The organism is Pseudomonas sp. A-RE-19, from assembly GCF_019956555.1.
In the GTDB taxonomy this organism is placed as follows: Bacteria; Pseudomonadota; Gammaproteobacteria; order Pseudomonadales; family Pseudomonadaceae; genus Aquipseudomonas.
On record NZ_JAHBDQ010000071.1, the window covers coordinates 12,614 to 28,611 of the forward strand.

The following is a 15,998-nucleotide window of genomic DNA, read 5'->3' on the forward strand; positions in this document are numbered from 1 at the left end:
AAGGAGAAAAGCCATGGCCAAAGAAGGCTCGGTAGCCCCCAAGGAACGCATCAACGTCACCTTCAAACCCGCCACCGGCGGTGCTCAGGAAGAGATTGAACTGCCGCTGAAACTACTGGCAATCGGTGACTACACCCACCGCAAGGACGAACGCAAAGTCGAAGATCGCAAGCCGATCAGCATCGACAAAATGACTTTCGACGAAGTGCTGGCCAAGCAAGAGCTGAGCCTGACGCTGAGCGTGCCGAACCGTCTTCAGGAAGAAGGCGACACTGAAGAGCTGGCCGTGAAACTGCGCGTCAACTCGATGAAGGACTTCAACCCGGCCTCGCTGGTCGAGCAAGTGCCTGAGCTGAAAAAACTGATGGAACTGCGCGACGCGCTGGTGGCCCTCAAAGGCCCGCTGGGTAACGCGCCTGCGTTCCGCAAAGCCATCGAAGGCGTGCTCGCCGACGATGAATCCCGCGGTCGCGTACTGGGTGAGCTGGGCTTGAACGCCGCAGCCCAGGACGCCTGAGTCTCTATCAGCCAAGGAAGCCAACACCATGAGCACTAGCGCAGCACAGCAAAAGAGCAACGAGAACGGCGAGTACAGCATTCTCGACAGCATCATCGCCGAAACCCGCCTGACCCCGGACGACGAAGCCTACGACATCGCCAAACGCGGTGTGTCGGCATTCATCGAAGAGCTGCTCAAGCCGCAGAACAACGGTGAGCCGGTCAAGAAGGCCATGGTCGACCGCATGATCGCCGAGATCGATGCCAAGCTCAGCCGTCAGATGGACGAAATCCTGCACCACCCGGACTTCCAGTCCCTGGAATCGTCGTGGCGTGGCCTGCAGTTGCTGGTCGACCGCACCAATTTCCGCGAAAACATCAAGATCGAAATCCTCAACGTCTCCAAGGACGACCTGCTGGACGACTTCGAAGATTCGCCGGAAGTGATGCAGTCGGGCCTGTACAAGCACATCTACACCGCTGAATACGGTCAGTTCGGTGGTCAGCCGGTTGGCGCGATCATCGCCAACTACTACATGTCCCCAAGCTCGCCGGACGTGAAACTGATGCAGTACGTGTCCAGCGTAGCCTGCATGTCCCACGCGCCGTTCATTGCTGCGGCCGGCCCGAAATTCTTCGGTCTGGAAAGCTTCACCGGCCTGCCGGACCTGAAAGATCTGAAAGATCACTTCGAAGGCCCGCAATTCGCCAAATGGCAGAGCTTCCGTCAGTCGGAAGACTCCCGTTACGTGGGCCTGACCGTGCCGCGTTTCCTGCTGCGTAACCCGTACGATCCGGAAGAAAACCCGGTCAAATCGTTCGTGTACAAAGAAACCGTCGCCAACAGCCACGAGCACTACCTGTGGGGCAACACCGCCTACGCGTTCGGCACCAAGCTGACCGACAGCTTCGCCAAATTCCGCTGGTGCCCGAACATCATCGGCCCACAAAGCGGTGGCGCGGTTGAAGACCTGCCGTTGCACCACTTCGAAAGCATGGGCGAAATCGAAACCAAGATTCCTACGGAAGTCCTGGTTAGCGACCGTCGTGAATACGAACTGGCCGAGGAAGGTTTCATCTCCCTGACCATGCGTAAAGGCTCCGACAACGCGGCGTTCTTCTCCGCCAGCTCGGTGCAGAAGCCGAAGTCCTTCGGCATCAGCGCTGAAGGCAAGGCTGCAGAGCTGAACTACAAGCTCGGCACCCAACTGCCGTACATGATGATCGTCAACCGCCTGGCTCACTACTTGAAAGTGCTGCAGCGCGAGCAACTCGGTTCGTGGAAAGAACGTACCGACCTCGAGCTGGAACTCAACAAGTGGATCCGCCAGTACGTGGCCGACCAGGAAAACCCAAGTGCCGAAGTCCGTGGCCGTCGTCCACTGCGCGCTGCCCAGATCATCGTCAGCGATGTCGACGGTGAGCCGGGCTGGTACCGCGTCAGCCTGAACGTGCGCCCGCACTTCAAGTACATGGGTGCCGATTTCACCCTGTCGCTGGTTGGCAAGCTGGACAAAGAGTAAGCGGAGCGACTCATGACTGGATACGGCAGCCTTTTCGAACGCCTGGGTGGCGACGCGGACAAACGCGTCGGCTGGAGCCGCGAGGTTTCCGCCATGGCGTCCGTGGCTGCCCATCTGGCCAAGATGCTCAGCACCCGTGCGGGCAGCGTGCAAACGCTGTCCGATTACGGGCTACCCGATCTCAATGACATGCGCCTGAGCCTGCACGACTCCCTGAGTCAGGCCCGCCTGGCCATCGAAAGCTTCATCGAAGCCTACGAACCGCGCCTGAGCAACGTGCGTGTCATCTCCCTGCCGCGTGACAACGATCAGCTTCGCCTGTCCTTCAGCATCGAAGGCCTGCTGGAAGTTGATGGTTTCAAGCGCCAGGTCAGTTTCGCCGCGCGCCTGGATGGCAGCGGTCAAGTAAAGGTCAACTAAGGAGACTCCGATGTCCGGCAAACCCGCAGCACGCGTCACCGACCCCACCGCTTGCCCGCTCCCCGGCCACGGCACCAACCCGATCGCCGCCGGTTCCGGCGACGTGTTCTTCGACGGCCTCGCGGCCGCCCGCCAAGGCGATGCCTCGGCGTGTGGTGGTGCGCTGGTTGGCGATCTTGCGACGACTGTTTTGATTAACGGTAAACCGGCGGCGACCGTGGGCTCCGTCGGTACTCATGGCAACAAGGTAACGGCTGGGTCTTCGACGGTGATTATCGGGAATTCGCATTCTCCGGTGCCGTTTGTGGCGCCGCTACCGGTAGTGCTGCAATGGCCTTTCACCCAGCAATTTATAGTGCGAGATCCCAAAACTGGAGCTCCCATAGCTGAGCGTGCTTATACCTTGCGCACAGCTTCAGGAAAGGAAATCAAAGGTGTCACGGATGCACAAGGCAAGACGGCAGCGATGGCTTCTCACTTGGCGGAAAGCGTCACGCTTACGTTCGACCCACAGTCCTCTCTCGTGATTGCATAAGGGATTCTCAAATGACAGCTCCAGCCCCTGTCACGGCTCAACTCACTCCTTCGTCCGATACGAAGTGCGTGGATGCGACAGTTGAAGATTTCAAGATTACCGACATTCCCGGTGTGATGTTGAAGCTTGGCTGGAAGGAATCAGCTCGAATCATGCAGCGCTGGTTCGACGGTGATGGATTTGTCATGAGTTCAGACGAGAAAGAGGGGCGTCTTGCAGTTGACAAGATCACTCAGGAAAAACTGTTTGCGGACCTGAACTTTGATTGGTTAAGCAGTGAATCTCCGCACACTGGCGTGATTATTGATGCGTTGAGTGCAACACTAACAAGTACAAGTCAGTACAACGAAGTTATTGGTCGAAAGAATGGTTTTCCAAGTCAGCTAACACCAGGTCTTTTGCAGTTTATGACTCGCATGCGAAAGCTCGGAATCCTTGATGAACAAAATCAAGATCTCACCATGGGGGTTCATGATTTCAGTGGGCTTGACGCAATAGGTTTAGAAACAACTACACAGGCAAACTTTAGACCCATCGGTTTGTCTGTCACCGAGAAAAAAGATAACCCGATGGACGACATCTACGGGGCCCTCGGTGGTTTTATAGTAAAAATTGCTGTTACTAAATTTTCCACAGCACCTAAAACCAAGATTAGCGCTGCTTCTCTGCGTATTCATGAGGTCGGTTGCTATATCCGTGATACATACGATTTCCTGAATGAGGACGGCAAGGATCAGTTGCTGGGTTACTGGAACTCGGAAGGTGTCGTCAAACCTAGCTATTACGAGTACCTCAGCGGGCCTGATACCGTCGAGCGCGAGGGGAAAAAGTACTTCAAGGTTACTAATGATAGCTTTAACTGCTACCGGGCACAGCATGGCAAAGGAGGGGACTTATTCGTCTACTCCAACGTGAAAAAAATCCCGACCTCAATTCTTATCTATTTATCAGCTGCGGATTTTGCTGAGTTTATGCAAAAAACTAATCGCCCAGCGGTATCACCACCATGAAGCCTAAGTTTAGTACGTCGACTCTGGTTTGTTTGTTTGTCGTTCTGCTGCCGGTTTTAGTCCTTTTTGGATTGAAGCTACAAAGCTCATGGGTTGCGCAGCCAGTAAAAAAATATTGGAGTCCTTCGGCTGAGTGCTATATCGCAAAATATGTTCCGAGCTATCAGGTTGTTGGTGTGGCAGGTCGTATTCTGGAAATGTTTAGCAGTCAGTATTTTTATCGTGTGTATACCAAGGATGGAGAACTTCTCAAGACTTCCGAGTGGTATCTGTGGATGAGGGAGGGCAACGCCGGAGTTGCTCCTGAGTTTCAAGGAGAAATGGTGTTGTACCCCGGCGCAGACGGCTGGGAAAGTTGGATGGTTCCCGAATGTCGTTGAAGCTCGTAAATCAAGAAATCTTTCTAGGTGGGATCGCCATTGATCAGCCTAAGTAGTTTCAGATTCTTGAAGGTTGCCCTGTGGACACCCGTTGTCGTGTTCGTGGTTCTCATGATTCTCGACTGGGCTTCGGGGAACTCGGGAGTGTTGGACTGGAAGCAGTTCCTGATGTTTCACGTCCTCGCATTTGGCGTCCCGGCCTATATCGCTTTTGCCGCGTGGGCAACCCGAGCGCTGAGCAGAACAACCGAAGAACAGATCGTTAAGAAAATCTGGCGCGCGCCGCTGATGTTCATCCCTTTTTACGCAACACCATGGGTGGTCGGCGGGTTGGGCTTTTTGCTCTTCGGGCAACTTGCCGGGCTCGGATTGATGGTGATGTGGGTGGCGCTTTTGCCTTATTTACTGGTCGCCGGCTACGTGGTTGCCGGTTTGTCGGTCGCGCTCTACAGGACGTTTTTTCCATGAGATCCAACACCAGGAAGGTACCCCGTGTCCTTTAACCACTACTACCAAAGCGAACTCACCGCACTGCGCCAGTTAGGCCGCCGTTTCGCCGAACGTAGTCCAGCGTTGGCGCCTTTCCTCGGTCAGGCCGGGCGGGATCCGGACGTGGAGCGGTTGCTGGAAGGCTTTGCGTTCCTGACCGGTCGCCTGCGCCAGAAGCTCGACGACGAGTTGCCGGAGCTCAGCCACTCGCTGATGCACTTGCTATGGCCCAACTATATGCGGCCGCTGCCGGCGTTCAGCATTTTGCAGTTCGACCCGTTGAAGCGTTCCGGGCCTGCGTTGATGGTCGAGCGTGACACGCCAGTGGAGAGTGTGCCGGTCGATGATGTGCGTTGCCGTTTCCGCACGTGCTACCCGACCGAGGTGTTGCCGCTGGATCTGGCCGCGCTGAATTACTCGGTGAAGGGCGACGGTTCGCTGTTGAGCCTGCGCCTGGAGATGAGCGCTGATGGTCACCTCGGCGAGCTGGAGTTGAGTCGTCTGCGCCTGCACTTTGCCGGTGAGCGCTACATCAGCCAGATGCTTTACCTGAGCCTGTTGCGCAATCTTGAAGGCATCGAATTGATCCCGCTGGACGGCGCCGGCAAGGCTATCAATGGGGTGAGCGGCCAGCCGATGGCGTTCAAGATGCCCGGCGACCGCGTGCAGCCGGTGGGTTTTGCCGAAGAAGAAGCGTTGATCCCGTACCCGCTGAACACCTTCCGCGGCTACCGCTACCTGCAGGAATATTTCGCCTTCCAGGACAAATTCCTCTTCGTCGATATCAACGGGCTGGACCTGCTCAAGGCGCTGCCGGAAGACACCCTCAAACAGATGCGTGGCCTGGAGCTGCGCTTCGATATTCGCAAGAGCGGCATCCAGCGTCTGCGTCCGACCCTGGACAACGTGAAGCTCTACTGCACGCCGATCGTGAACCTGTTCGAGCACGATGCGTTGCCGATTCGCCTCGATGGCAAACAGGACGAATACCTGCTGCTGCCGGCCGAATACGACCTGGAAAACTGCGGCGTGTTTTCGGTGGAAACCGTCACTGGCTGGAAGCCCGGCGGCCTCGGTTATCAGGAGTACGTGCCGTTCGAATCCTTCGAGCACGACCCGAGTTTCGACGTGCCCACCAGCCGTCCGCATTACAGCATCCGCCAGCGTTCGTCCTTGCTGCACGACGGCCTCGACACCTACCTGAGCTTCGGCATCCGCCACACCGAAGCCCACGAAACCCTGTCGATCGAGCTGATGTGCACCAACCAGAACTTGCCGCGCAAGCTCAAGCTCGGCGACATCTGCATGGCCTGTGAAGAGACGCCGGAGTTCTTGAGCTTCCGCAACATCACCCCGGCCACCCCCAGTTATGCGCCGCCGCTGAACCGCGACTTCCTCTGGAAGCTGATCAGCAACATGTCGCTTAACTATCTGTCGCTGGCCGACGTCAATGCGTTGAAGGTGATTCTCGAAACCTACGACCTGCCGCGTTACTACGACCAACACGCGGAAAAAGTCAGCAAACGCCTGCTGGGCGGGCTCAAGTCGATCAAGCACCAGCATGTCGACAGATTGCACCGAGGGTTGCCGGTACGCGGGTTGCGCACCGAGCTGACCATCGACCCGGAAGGGTATATCGGCGAGGGCGACTTGTTCGTGTTCGCTTCGGTTCTTAACGAGTTTTTCGCGCTTTACGCCAGTCTCAATTCGTACCACGAGCTGCGGGTAAAAAGCACACAGGGAGAGGTGTACCAATGGACACCACGTATGGGCCTTCAGCCGCTGCTTTAAGCGGTCTGACCCGAGGAATACGCGAGTACTCGCTGTTTCAGGCCGTGCTGCTGGTGGTTGACCGGCTGCGCGAGGCCCACCCGCACCTGAGTCAGGATGATCTGTACGACCAGTTGGAATTCCAGGCCAACCCGAGCCTGGGTTTCCCTGGCAGCGATGTCGATCGCGTGGAGTTTTTCCATGAGCACGGAAAGATGCGCGCGCGCCTGCGTTTCAACCTGATCGGCCTGGTCGGTTCCGGTTCGCCGCTGCCGGCGTTCTACGGCGAGCAGGCCCTGGGCGACAGCGAAGACGGCAACCCGACCCGCAATTTCCTCGACCTGTTCCACCATCGCCTGCAACGGCTGATGCTGCCGATCTGGCGTAAATATCGCTACCGCGCCAGCTTCCAGAGCGGCGCCCTCGACCCGTTTTCGGAGCAGCTGTTTGCCCTGATCGGCCTCGGTGGCGAAGACATCCGCAAGGCTCAGGAGCTGAACTGGAAACGCCTGCTGCCGTACCTCGGCCTGCTCAGCTTGCGGGCCCACTCGGCGGCGTTGATCGAAGCGGTGCTGCGTTACTACTTCAAGCACGCCGAACTGACCATCGAGCAGTGCATCGAGCGCCGCGTCGAAATCCTCGACGAGCAGCGCAATCGCCTGGGTCGCGCCAACAGCATGCTCGGCGAAGACCTGGTGCTGGGCGAACACGTGCGCGACCGCAGCGGCAAATTCCGCATTCATATCCGCGAGCTCGACTGGCAACGCTTCCACGAATTCCTGCCGATCGGTTTCGGCTACCAGCCACTGTGCGCGCTGGTGCGGTTCACCCTGCGTGACCCGCTCGATTACGACATTCGCCTGGTGTTGCGCCAGGAAGAAATCCGCGAACTGCGCATCGGTGAGCAGAACGCCTGTCGCCTGGGATGGACCAGTTGGCTCGGCCGCGAAAAAGCGGACGGCGTGGTGACCCTGGGCAGCAAAATTCATTAAGGACAGATGACACATGATCAACGTAGACCTGCAACAACTTATCCAGGCGCTGGACGCCGAAACCCGTCGTGACCTGGAAAGTTCTGCCGAACGCTGCGTCGCCCGTGGCGGCAGCAAGATCCTCGTCGAAGACCTGCTGCTGGGCCTGCTGGAGCGCCCGCAAGGCCTGCTCGCACGTGCGCTGCAAGATGCTGAAGTCGACGCCGGTGAACTGAGCGCCGCGCTGCAATCGCGGGTCGAGCACAGCGCCTCGCGCAATCCGGTGTTCGCCCCGGAACTGGTGCAGTGGCTGCAAGACGCCTTGCTGGTGGCCAACCTCGAACTGGGCCAGAGCCAGGTCGAGCAAGCCGCGTTGATCCTCGCCCTGCTGCGCAACCCGATGCGTTACGCCGGCAGTCGCTACCAGTCGTTGTTGGCCAAGCTGAACATCGAGCGCCTGAAAGAATTCGCCCTGTCGCAGAAAGAGCAACCGGCCACCGGCAAACCCGCCGTGCCTGGCGAATCGCTGCTGGAGCGCTTCACCCACAACCTGACCCAACAGGCCCGCGACGGCAAACTCGACCCGGTGCTGTGCCGCGATGGCGCGATCCGGCAGATGGTCGACATCCTCGCCCGTCGCCGCAAGAACAACCCGATCGTGGTCGGTGAAGCCGGCGTCGGCAAAACCGCCATCGTCGAAGGCCTGGCCTCGCGCATCGCGGCCGGTGAAGTGCCGCAGGTACTCAAAGGCGTCGAGTTGCTGTCCCTGGACATGGGCCTGTTGCAGGCTGGCGCCAGCGTCAAAGGTGAATTCGAACGTCGCCTCAAAGGCGTGATCGACGAAGTCAAAGCCTCGCCGAAACCGATCATCCTGTTCATCGACGAAGCCCACACTCTGATCGGCGCGGGCGGCAATGCCGGCGGTTCCGACGCGGCCAACTTGCTGAAACCGGCCCTGGCCCGTGGCGAGTTGCGCACCATCGCCGCCACCACCTGGGCGGAGTACAAGAAATACTTCGAGAAAGACCCGGCCCTGGCTCGTCGCTTCCAACCGGTGCAACTGCACGAACCGACCGTCAGCGAAGCGGTGACCATCCTGCGTGGCCTGGCTCAGGTCTACGAGAAGAGCCACGGCATCTACCTGCGCGATGACGCGGTGGTTGCAGCGGCCGAGTTGTCGGCTCGTTACCTGGCGGGTCGTCAGCTGCCGGACAAAGCCGTCGACGTGCTCGACACCGCTTGCGCCCGTGTGCGCATCAGCCTTGCCGCCGCCCCGGAAAGCCTGGAGCGCCTGCGTGGCGAACTGGCCGAAGGTGGCCGTCAGCGTCAGGCCCTGCGTCGTGATGCCGAGGCCGGTCTGCTGATCGATCATGAAGCGCTGGACGCTTTGGAAGATCGCCTGGCCGACGCCGAAGACGAAAGGGTCGCCCTGGAAGCCCTCTGGACCGAACAGAAAGCACTGGCCGAGCGCCTGCTGGACCTGCGTCAGCAACTGGCCAAGGCTCGCGAAGCCGCTGCCGTCGAACCGACCATCACGGTTGAAGAAGACGCCGAAGGCACCGTGATCGAAACCCTTGAAGTGCCAGTGGACGAAGCGCAAAGCGTCGAAACGCTGGAGAGCGCGCTCAACGAAGCTCACAAAGCCCTGACAGAGCTGCAAGTCAAAGAGCGTCTGGTGAGCTTCGAAGTCTGCCCGCGTCTGGTGGCCGAAGTGATCAGCGCCTGGACCGGCGTGCCATTGGCGCAATTGGCCCGCGAGCACAACGCCAAGGTCGCGAGTTTCGCCACCGACCTGCGCACCCGTATTCGTGGTCAGGAACAAGCGGTTCATGCCCTTGACCGTTCGATGCGTGCCACTGCCGCTGGCCTGAACAAACCGGATGCACCGGTCGGCGTGTTCCTGCTGGTCGGCCCGAGCGGCGTCGGCAAGACCGAAACCGCCCTGGCCCTCGCCGATTTGCTGTACGGCGGTGATCGCTTCATCACCACCATTAACATGTCCGAGTTCCAGGAGAAGCACACCGTCTCGCGTCTGATCGGTGCGCCGCCGGGCTACGTCGGTTACGGCGAGGGCGGCATGCTCACCGAAGCTGTGCGCCAGAAACCGTACTCCGTGGTGTTGCTCGATGAAGTCGAAAAGGCCGACCCGGACGTGCTCAACCTGTTCTACCAAATCTTCGATAAAGGCGTGGCCAACGACGGGGAAGGGCGCGAGATCGACTTCCGCAATACGTTGATCCTGATGACCTCGAACCTGGGCAGCGACCGCATCAGCGAACTCTGCGAAAACGGCGCACGGCCGACCGCCGAAGTGCTCGAAGAAACCATTCGCCCGGTGCTCAGCAAGCACTTCAAACCGGCGCTGCTGGCGCGCATGCGCGTGGTGCCTTACTACCCGGTCGGTGGCCCGGTGCTGCGCGAGCTGATCGAAATCAAACTGGGTCGTTTGGGCGAGCGCCTGAACCGTCGTCAGCTGGATTTCACTTACTGCCAGAACCTCGTCGATCACCTGGCCGAGCGCTGCACCCAAAGCGACAGCGGCGCGCGCCTGATCGACCACTTGCTCGACCTGCACGTGCTGCCTTTGGTGGCTGACCGTTTGCTCGACGCAATGGCCACCGGCGAAAGCCTCAAGCGTGTCCACGCAACGCTCGACGGCGATGCCAGCGTGACGTGCGAGTTCGCCTGAGGTGGGGGTGATGTTCACTCAAGTGCCGCAACCGCTGGTTTATGCCGAAGCCTTGCTGGCGCAGTTCGCCAGCCTGTCGCGGGCGGCGGACAGTGCTGCGCTGCTGGGTGACTTCGTGCGCGGATTGGCCGAGCTCAGCGGTTGCGAGCTGACGCAGTTGTACCTGCTGGACGCGACCCATACCTGCCTGGGGATGAACGCCGAGTGCCTGAACGGCATTCTGCAACCCCGGGAAGCGGCGAGCCTGCCGGCGGATTACAACGGTGAACAACTGCTGCAATTCGCCCTGTGCCAGAACCGCGTGGTATGCCTCAGCGATTTGAGCGGCAGCCTGCACGAAACCAGTTTCCTGCCGCTCCAGGCCATGCCCTGGCAGTCGCTGCTGTGCGTGCCGTTGGTCAATCGGCAGAAGGCTGTCGAAGGTTTGTTGTTGTGCGCCAGTCGCCGGCACATCGACCTGCAAGGCTTTGCCGATTCCCTCGGTCAACTGGGCTCGTTCGTGCTCGGCCAATTGCATTTGCTGCAGCGTTTGCGTCAGCCGAGCGATGCGGCACGGCCGGCACCGGTCAGCGTCCCGAGCGCCAGCGGTTATGGCCTGATCGGCAAGAGTTCGGCGATGCGCCAGACCTATTCGCTGATCAGCAAAGTCCTGCACAGCCCTTACACCGTGCTGCTGCGCGGCGAGACCGGCACCGGCAAGGAAGTGGTCGCGCGGGCGATTCACGACTGCGGCCCACGACGCTCCCAGGCGTTCATCGTGCAGAACTGCGCGGCGTTCCCCGAGAACCTGCTGGAAAGCGAGCTGTTCGGCTACCGCAAAGGCGCCTTCACCGGCGCCGATCGCGACCGTGCCGGGCTGTTCGACGCGGCCAATGGCGGCACCTTGTTGCTCGATGAAATCGGCGACATGCCGTTGTCCCTGCAAGCCAAATTGCTGCGCGTACTGCAAGAAGGCGAGATCCGCCCGTTGGGTTCCAACGACACCCACAAGATCGACGTGCGCATCATCGCCGCGACGCACCGGGATTTGGCGGTGCTGGTCAACGAAGGCAAATTCCGCGAGGACTTGTACTACCGCCTCGCGCAATTCCCGATCGAGCTGCCGGCCCTGCGTCAGCGCGAAGGCGACATCCTCGACCTGGCCCGGCACTTCGCCGACAAGGCTTGCGCGTTTCTGCAACGGGATGCGGTGCGTTGGTCCGACGCGGCGCTGGATTACCTGTCCGGTTACGCCTTCCCCGGTAACGTTCGCGAACTCAAAGGTTTGGTCGAGCGCGCGGTGCTGTTGTGCGAAGGCGGCGAGTTGCTGGCCGAGCATTTTTCCCTGCGCATGGAAGCCATGCCGGAGGACAACAGCGGCTTGAACCTGCGCGAACGCCTGGAGCAGGTCGAACGCAGTCTGCTGCTCGACTGCCTGCGCAAAAACGACGGCAACCAGACCCTCGCCGCCCGCGAATTAGGCCTGCCGCGCCGCACGCTGCTGTATCGCCTCGGGCGCCTGAATATCAACTTGGGTGATTTCGATGGGTAGGCAAAAAACCGTCGATTTCACCTCATTCGCTTCTGATAGCGCCGCCCAAACGGGTCGGCGCTTTGTGCTTTGTCTACCCCTGGAGACCCTCTGATGCCTGTTCGTCACTGGCAAGCCGTCCTGCTGACCCTCGTCGTTCTATGCGGCCTCGGCGGCTGTAGCGGCAATTACAAATTCAACGACAACACCTATCGCCCATTGGGTGATCCGCAGGCGGTCAATCGCGGCAAGTGACCGCAAGGAGCATCATCATGGAACTGGTTTTCGAAATGCTGAACACCAAGCAGTTCGTGCCCACGGATTTGTGCCAGAAGACCTTCAAACAGGCTGGTGGCGTGATTGGCCGGGGCGAGGATTGCGATTGGATCATCCCCGACCGCAAGCGTCACCTGTCCAACCACCACGCGTTGATCAGCTACCGCGAAGGCACGTTTTTCCTGACCGATACCAGCAGCAACGGTATCCAGGACAGCGAAAGCGGCGCACGCCTGCGCAAGGGCGAGCCGATGCGCATCGAGCACGGCAGCGTGTACGTGCTGGGTGACTTTGAGATCCGTGCGCGGCTGGTACGCGACCCGGCGACGTTCGACGTCGAAGTCGGCCGTCCGCAGGCGGCGGGCAGCATCATTCCGGACGATGCGTTCCTCGACCTCGACCCGCTCAATGCCCTCGACCAGCAAGAGCGCGTGTACTCGGAAATCGACGAACTGATCTCCCCGAGCACCACCATCGCAGACACCCGTCAGCGCGCCGACTACGCGCGCATCGACATGGAAAGCCTGATGGTGCCGGAACTGATCAATGCGCCGGCAGAGCCAGCACCGGCGCCGCCGCCAAAAGCGGTCGAGCGTCAGAGCGAAGGTTTCTGGGAGCATTTCGGCGCGGCGTTGGGCGTGGACCTCAAGGGCCTCGACCACGACGCGCGCGAAGCCCTGGCGTTGAACGCCGCGCGCCTGCTCAAGCAGAGCGTCGGCGGTTTGCAACAGAGCCTGCGCACCCGCAGCGAACTGAAAAACGAACTGCGCCTGGCCCAGACCACCGTGCAAGGCACCCACAAGAACCCGCTGAAGTTCGCCGTCGATGCCGGCGAAGCGCTGGGCATTCTGTTGCAGGGCAACAAGCCGGGCCAGTTGCCGGCGGAGCAGGCGATCTCCCGTGCGTTCCGTGATTTGCAGGCGCATCAGGTCGCGTTGCTGACCGCCAGCCGCGCCGCCGTTCGCGGCACGCTGGAACACTTCTCGCCGCAACAGCTGACCCTGCGTTTCGAGCGCGACAACAAGCCGTTGCTCGCCACCTCCGGCAGTCGCTGGAGAGCTTACGGGCGTTATCACCAGGCCCTGCGTCAGGACGATGACTGGAGCGAACGCCTGCTGGCCCGCGACTTCGCCCAGGCCTACGAAGAACAGATCCGCCTGATTTCCACCCTACACACCGACCACCAAGGATGATGCGCATGTCTCGCTGCTCGACCGCTTTTTTCAAGACGCTGACTGCGCTCGCTGCCCTCGTGCTGCTGGCCGGTTGCTCGTCGCTGTCGCCGTATTCCACCGTCACCAAACTCAACCTGAAGCTGACCGCCAGCGATCAGTTGAACCCGGACCTCAACGGTCGCCCGTCGCCGATTGTCGTACGCCTGTTGGAGCTCAAGCACCCGGTGACGTTCGAGAACGCTGATTTCTTCAGCCTCTACGAACGCGCCAAGGAATCCCTGGCCCCGGACCTGGTGGCCAGCGAAGAACTCGAACTGCGCCCGGGTGAAACCATCGAGCTCAAGCTCAGCGTGGAAGAGGGTAGCCGTTATGTCGGCGTGCTCGCGGCTTACCGCGACCTGCCGGAAACCAAGTGGCGCTACACGGTGCAAATCACTCCGCTGAAAGTCACCGAAGCTGACCTGACCCTCGATCAGACCGGCATCCGCAATACCCACGAAACGCTCGCCAAGGCGGATGACTGAACATGAATGCTCATAAAGTCATTTGGCAGGAAGGCATGCTGCTGCGACCGCAGCACTTCCAGCACAACGATCGTTACTACGACCACCAGATGAAGACCCGCACCCAGTTGCTGGGCAGTTACACCTGGGGCTTCCTCAACCTGGAAATCGACTTGCAGTTCCTCAACATGGGCAAACTGGTGATCAGCCAGGCCTCGGGGATTCTGCCGGACGGCAGCCTGTTCCAACTGGGCGGCAACACCGAGCCGTTGGCCCTGGACGTGCCGCCGAACACGGGCAACACGCCGATCTATCTGGCGCTGCCACTGGTGACCGGTAACCACATCGAGTCTCGCCGCCCGGAGCAATCCGACGTGCTGGCGCGCTACACCGCGTACGAAGCGGAAGTGGCCGACTCCAACGCCGGCGATGACTCCGCCAGCCAGGTCAGCTGCGGTCGTCCGGACTTCAAATTGCTGCTCGGCGAGCAGCAAAGCGACCAGGCCTACGTGAAGCTGAAGGTCTGCGAAGTGCTCGACACCACGCCCGACGGCGTGATCAGCCTCGACCCGGACTTCGTGCCGACCTACATTCAGGCGCATTCGTCCAGTTACCTGCTGTCGTGCCTCAAGGAAGTCATCAGCATGCTCGGCCACCGGGGCGACACCATCGCCGACCGGATCCGCTCCAACGGCAAGGTCGGTGGCGCGGAAGTCGGCGACTTCATGATGCTGCAACTGATCAACCGCACTGAACTGCTGCTGCGCCATTACCTCGGCCTGGAACAGGTTCACCCGGAAGAGCTGTACCGCACGCTGCTGACCATGCTCGGCGATCTGGCGACGTTTTCCAGCGACAGCAAACGCCCGCGTCTGGACAGCCGTTACCAGCACAGCGACCAGGGCGCGAGCTTCCGCAAATTGATGGAAGCAATTCGTCAGGTGCTGTCGATGGTGCTCGAGCAACACGCCATCGAACTGGTGCTGCAAGCGCGTCAGTACGGGATCATCGTGTCGCCGTTGCACGACCACAAACTGCTGGGCTCGGCGTCGTTCGTGCTCGCGGCCAGTGCCAACTGCGACTCCGAAGAACTGCGCCACCGCTTGCCGGCGCACCTCAAGGTCGGCCCGGTGGAGCGCATCCGCCAACTGGTCAACCTGCATCTGCCGGGCATCAAGGTCAAACCGTTGCCGGTGGCCCCACGGCAGATCGCGTTCCACTCCAACAAAACCTATTTCATCCTCGAACTCAGTTCCGAAGACCTGGCGCAACTCGAGCGCTCCGGCGGCTTCGCGTTCCACGTGTCCGGCGAATTCGCCGAGCTTGAACTGAAATTCTGGGCCATCAGGAACTGACCGACATGATCAAGGACATGGAACACAACCAGGACGACAAAACCGTCCTGCTCGACCGCCAGGGCCACGGCCCGGCGTCGAGTCCGCTGACTGACTTCGCTGCACCGCCGCGTTTCGAACAGCTGGAAGAACGGATGATCTACGCCGCGCGTTTGCGCCCGGCCGAAGCGTTCAATATCAGCCTCAATTCGCTGGTGGCCGCAGCGTCCGACTTGCTGTCGGAAGTGGTGCGGCTCAAGCACAGCGACACCCGCGAAGACCTGTACGCGCTCAACGAGCGACTGACCGCCGGGCTGAAGCTGTTTGAAGTGCGGGCGCTGCACAACGGCGCCGAAAGCAGCCAGGTGATGGCCGCGCGTTACGTGCTGTGCACCGTGGTCGACGAAGCCGTCGTCACCACGCCGTGGGGCAACGAGAGCGAGTGGTCGCAGATGAGCCTGCTCAGCAGCTTCCACAACGAAACGTTCGGTGGCGAGAAGTTCTTCCAGCTGCTGGATCGCCTGTCGAAAAACCCGGTCAAGCACCTGCCGATGCTGGAGCTGATGTACCTGTGCCTGTCCCTCGGTTTCGAAGGCAAGTACCGGGTGCAAGCTCGCGGCATGCTCGAACTCGAAGGCATCCGCGATGCGTTGTATCGGCAGATTCGTCAACTGCGCGGCGACGTGCCTCGGGAGTTGTCGCCGCATTGGGAAGGCTTGAACGATCAGCGCCGCAGCCTGGTGCGCATTGTGCCGGCGTGGATGGTGGTGCTGTTCACCGTGGTCTGCCTGGTGGTGATGTATTCGGGTTTCGCCTGGGTGCTGGGCGAGCAACGCGAAACCGTTCTGCAACCTTATCAGCAGCTTGATCCGGCCGCGGTTAAGCCGCAGTCGCAGCCGTAAACAGGGACGTGTG

The 15,998-nt window shown here is 60.3% G+C and carries 16 protein-coding genes; all 16 read left to right on the top strand.

Annotated features, from left to right (window positions below; translation table 11 throughout):
* Positions 1 to 13 precede the first annotated feature (13 nt).
* The 16 genes from tssB (at position 14) to icmH (ending at position 15,985) form a co-directional block, all read left to right on the top strand.
* Positions 14 to 517, top strand: a complete 504-nt coding sequence (gene tssB / locus KGB14_RS26565) for a type VI secretion system contractile sheath small subunit (RefSeq protein ID WP_010465292.1) — start codon at positions 14 to 16, stop codon at positions 515 to 517.
* 28 nt (positions 518 to 545) lie between these two features.
* Entirely contained in the window at positions 546 to 2,021 is a 1,476-nt protein-coding gene (tssC, locus tag KGB14_RS26570) for a type VI secretion system contractile sheath large subunit (protein WP_223490239.1), read from the top strand.
* A gap of 12 nt (positions 2,022 to 2,033) precedes the next feature.
* Complete coding sequence (tssE, locus tag KGB14_RS26575) at positions 2,034 to 2,441, top strand: type VI secretion system baseplate subunit TssE (protein WP_007934529.1); 408 nt, start codon at positions 2,034 to 2,036, stop codon at positions 2,439 to 2,441.
* Between the two features lie 10 nt (positions 2,442 to 2,451).
* Entirely contained in the window at positions 2,452 to 2,976 is a 525-nt protein-coding gene (locus KGB14_RS26580) for a PAAR domain-containing protein (protein WP_223490241.1), read from the top strand.
* 11 nt (positions 2,977 to 2,987) lie between these two features.
* On the top strand, positions 2,988 to 3,986 hold the full coding sequence (locus KGB14_RS26585; protein WP_223490243.1) for a DUF6402 family protein: 999 nt from the start codon (positions 2,988 to 2,990) through the stop codon (positions 3,984 to 3,986).
* Positions 3,983 to 4,366 (top strand): hypothetical protein, encoded by a 384-nt coding sequence (locus KGB14_RS26590; protein ID WP_223490245.1) that lies wholly within the window; start codon positions 3,983 to 3,985, stop codon positions 4,364 to 4,366. The genes KGB14_RS26585 and KGB14_RS26590 overlap by 4 nt, the downstream gene beginning before the upstream one ends.
* 66 nt (positions 4,367 to 4,432) lie before the next feature.
* The gene (locus KGB14_RS26595; RefSeq protein WP_223490247.1) at positions 4,433 to 4,834 is read left to right on the top strand and encodes a hypothetical protein; all 402 of its coding nucleotides are present in this window, start codon (positions 4,433 to 4,435) and stop codon (positions 4,832 to 4,834) included.
* A 24-nt stretch (positions 4,835 to 4,858) separates the two neighbouring features.
* Complete coding sequence (gene tssF, locus KGB14_RS26600; protein ID WP_223490255.1) at positions 4,859 to 6,646, top strand: type VI secretion system baseplate subunit TssF; 1,788 nt, start codon at positions 4,859 to 4,861, stop codon at positions 6,644 to 6,646.
* Positions 6,610 to 7,617: a type VI secretion system baseplate subunit TssG gene (tssG, locus tag KGB14_RS26605; protein ID WP_223490263.1), complete on the top strand. Its 1,008-nt coding sequence runs from the start codon at positions 6,610 to 6,612 to the stop codon at positions 7,615 to 7,617. The genes tssF and tssG overlap by 37 nt, the downstream gene beginning before the upstream one ends.
* 13 nt (positions 7,618 to 7,630) lie before the next feature.
* Complete coding sequence (gene tssH, locus KGB14_RS26610; protein ID WP_223490271.1) at positions 7,631 to 10,285, top strand: type VI secretion system ATPase TssH; 2,655 nt, start codon at positions 7,631 to 7,633, stop codon at positions 10,283 to 10,285.
* Positions 10,286 to 10,295: 10 nt separating this feature from the next.
* The gene (locus KGB14_RS26615; protein ID WP_223490279.1) at positions 10,296 to 11,816 is read left to right on the top strand and encodes a sigma-54 interaction domain-containing protein; all 1,521 of its coding nucleotides are present in this window, start codon (positions 10,296 to 10,298) and stop codon (positions 11,814 to 11,816) included.
* Between the two features lie 93 nt (positions 11,817 to 11,909).
* Positions 11,910 to 12,050, top strand: a complete 141-nt coding sequence (locus KGB14_RS26620; RefSeq protein WP_092276060.1) for a type VI secretion protein — start codon at positions 11,910 to 11,912, stop codon at positions 12,048 to 12,050.
* A 17-nt stretch (positions 12,051 to 12,067) separates the two neighbouring features.
* Complete coding sequence (gene tagH / locus KGB14_RS26625) at positions 12,068 to 13,264, top strand: type VI secretion system-associated FHA domain protein TagH (protein WP_223490287.1); 1,197 nt, start codon at positions 12,068 to 12,070, stop codon at positions 13,262 to 13,264.
* 5 nt (positions 13,265 to 13,269) lie between these two features.
* Positions 13,270 to 13,770 (top strand): type VI secretion system lipoprotein TssJ, encoded by a 501-nt coding sequence (gene tssJ / locus KGB14_RS26630; protein WP_223490297.1) that lies wholly within the window; start codon positions 13,270 to 13,272, stop codon positions 13,768 to 13,770.
* A 2-nt stretch (positions 13,771 to 13,772) separates the two neighbouring features.
* Positions 13,773 to 15,104 (top strand): type VI secretion system baseplate subunit TssK, encoded by a 1,332-nt coding sequence (gene tssK / locus KGB14_RS26635; RefSeq protein ID WP_223490305.1) that lies wholly within the window; start codon positions 13,773 to 13,775, stop codon positions 15,102 to 15,104.
* Positions 15,105 to 15,109: 5 nt separating this feature from the next.
* Positions 15,110 to 15,985, top strand: coding sequence for a type IVB secretion system protein IcmH/DotU (gene icmH, locus KGB14_RS26640; RefSeq protein ID WP_223490316.1), 876 nt, complete (start codon positions 15,110 to 15,112; stop codon positions 15,983 to 15,985).
* Positions 15,986 to 15,998: the final 13 nt, after the last annotated feature.

Coding starts and splice junctions, on each gene's coding strand:
- tssB (WP_010465292.1), top strand. CDS start 14: ATGGCCAAAGAAGGCTCGGTAGCCCCCAAGGAACGCATCAACGTCACC.
- tssC (WP_223490239.1), top strand. CDS start 546: ATGAGCACTAGCGCAGCACAGCAAAAGAGCAACGAGAACGGCGAGTAC.
- tssE (WP_007934529.1), top strand. CDS start 2,034: ATGACTGGATACGGCAGCCTTTTCGAACGCCTGGGTGGCGACGCGGAC.
- KGB14_RS26580 (WP_223490241.1), top strand. CDS start 2,452: ATGTCCGGCAAACCCGCAGCACGCGTCACCGACCCCACCGCTTGCCCG.
- KGB14_RS26585 (WP_223490243.1), top strand. CDS start 2,988: ATGACAGCTCCAGCCCCTGTCACGGCTCAACTCACTCCTTCGTCCGAT.
- KGB14_RS26590 (WP_223490245.1), top strand. CDS start 3,983: ATGAAGCCTAAGTTTAGTACGTCGACTCTGGTTTGTTTGTTTGTCGTT.
- tssG (WP_223490263.1), top strand. CDS start 6,610: ATGGACACCACGTATGGGCCTTCAGCCGCTGCTTTAAGCGGTCTGACC.
- tssH (WP_223490271.1), top strand. CDS start 7,631: ATGATCAACGTAGACCTGCAACAACTTATCCAGGCGCTGGACGCCGAA.
- KGB14_RS26615 (WP_223490279.1), top strand. CDS start 10,296: ATGTTCACTCAAGTGCCGCAACCGCTGGTTTATGCCGAAGCCTTGCTG.
- KGB14_RS26620 (WP_092276060.1), top strand. CDS start 11,910: ATGCCTGTTCGTCACTGGCAAGCCGTCCTGCTGACCCTCGTCGTTCTA.
- tagH (WP_223490287.1), top strand. CDS start 12,068: ATGGAACTGGTTTTCGAAATGCTGAACACCAAGCAGTTCGTGCCCACG.
- tssJ (WP_223490297.1), top strand. CDS start 13,270: ATGTCTCGCTGCTCGACCGCTTTTTTCAAGACGCTGACTGCGCTCGCT.
- tssK (WP_223490305.1), top strand. CDS start 13,773: ATGAATGCTCATAAAGTCATTTGGCAGGAAGGCATGCTGCTGCGACCG.
- icmH (WP_223490316.1), top strand. CDS start 15,110: ATGATCAAGGACATGGAACACAACCAGGACGACAAAACCGTCCTGCTC.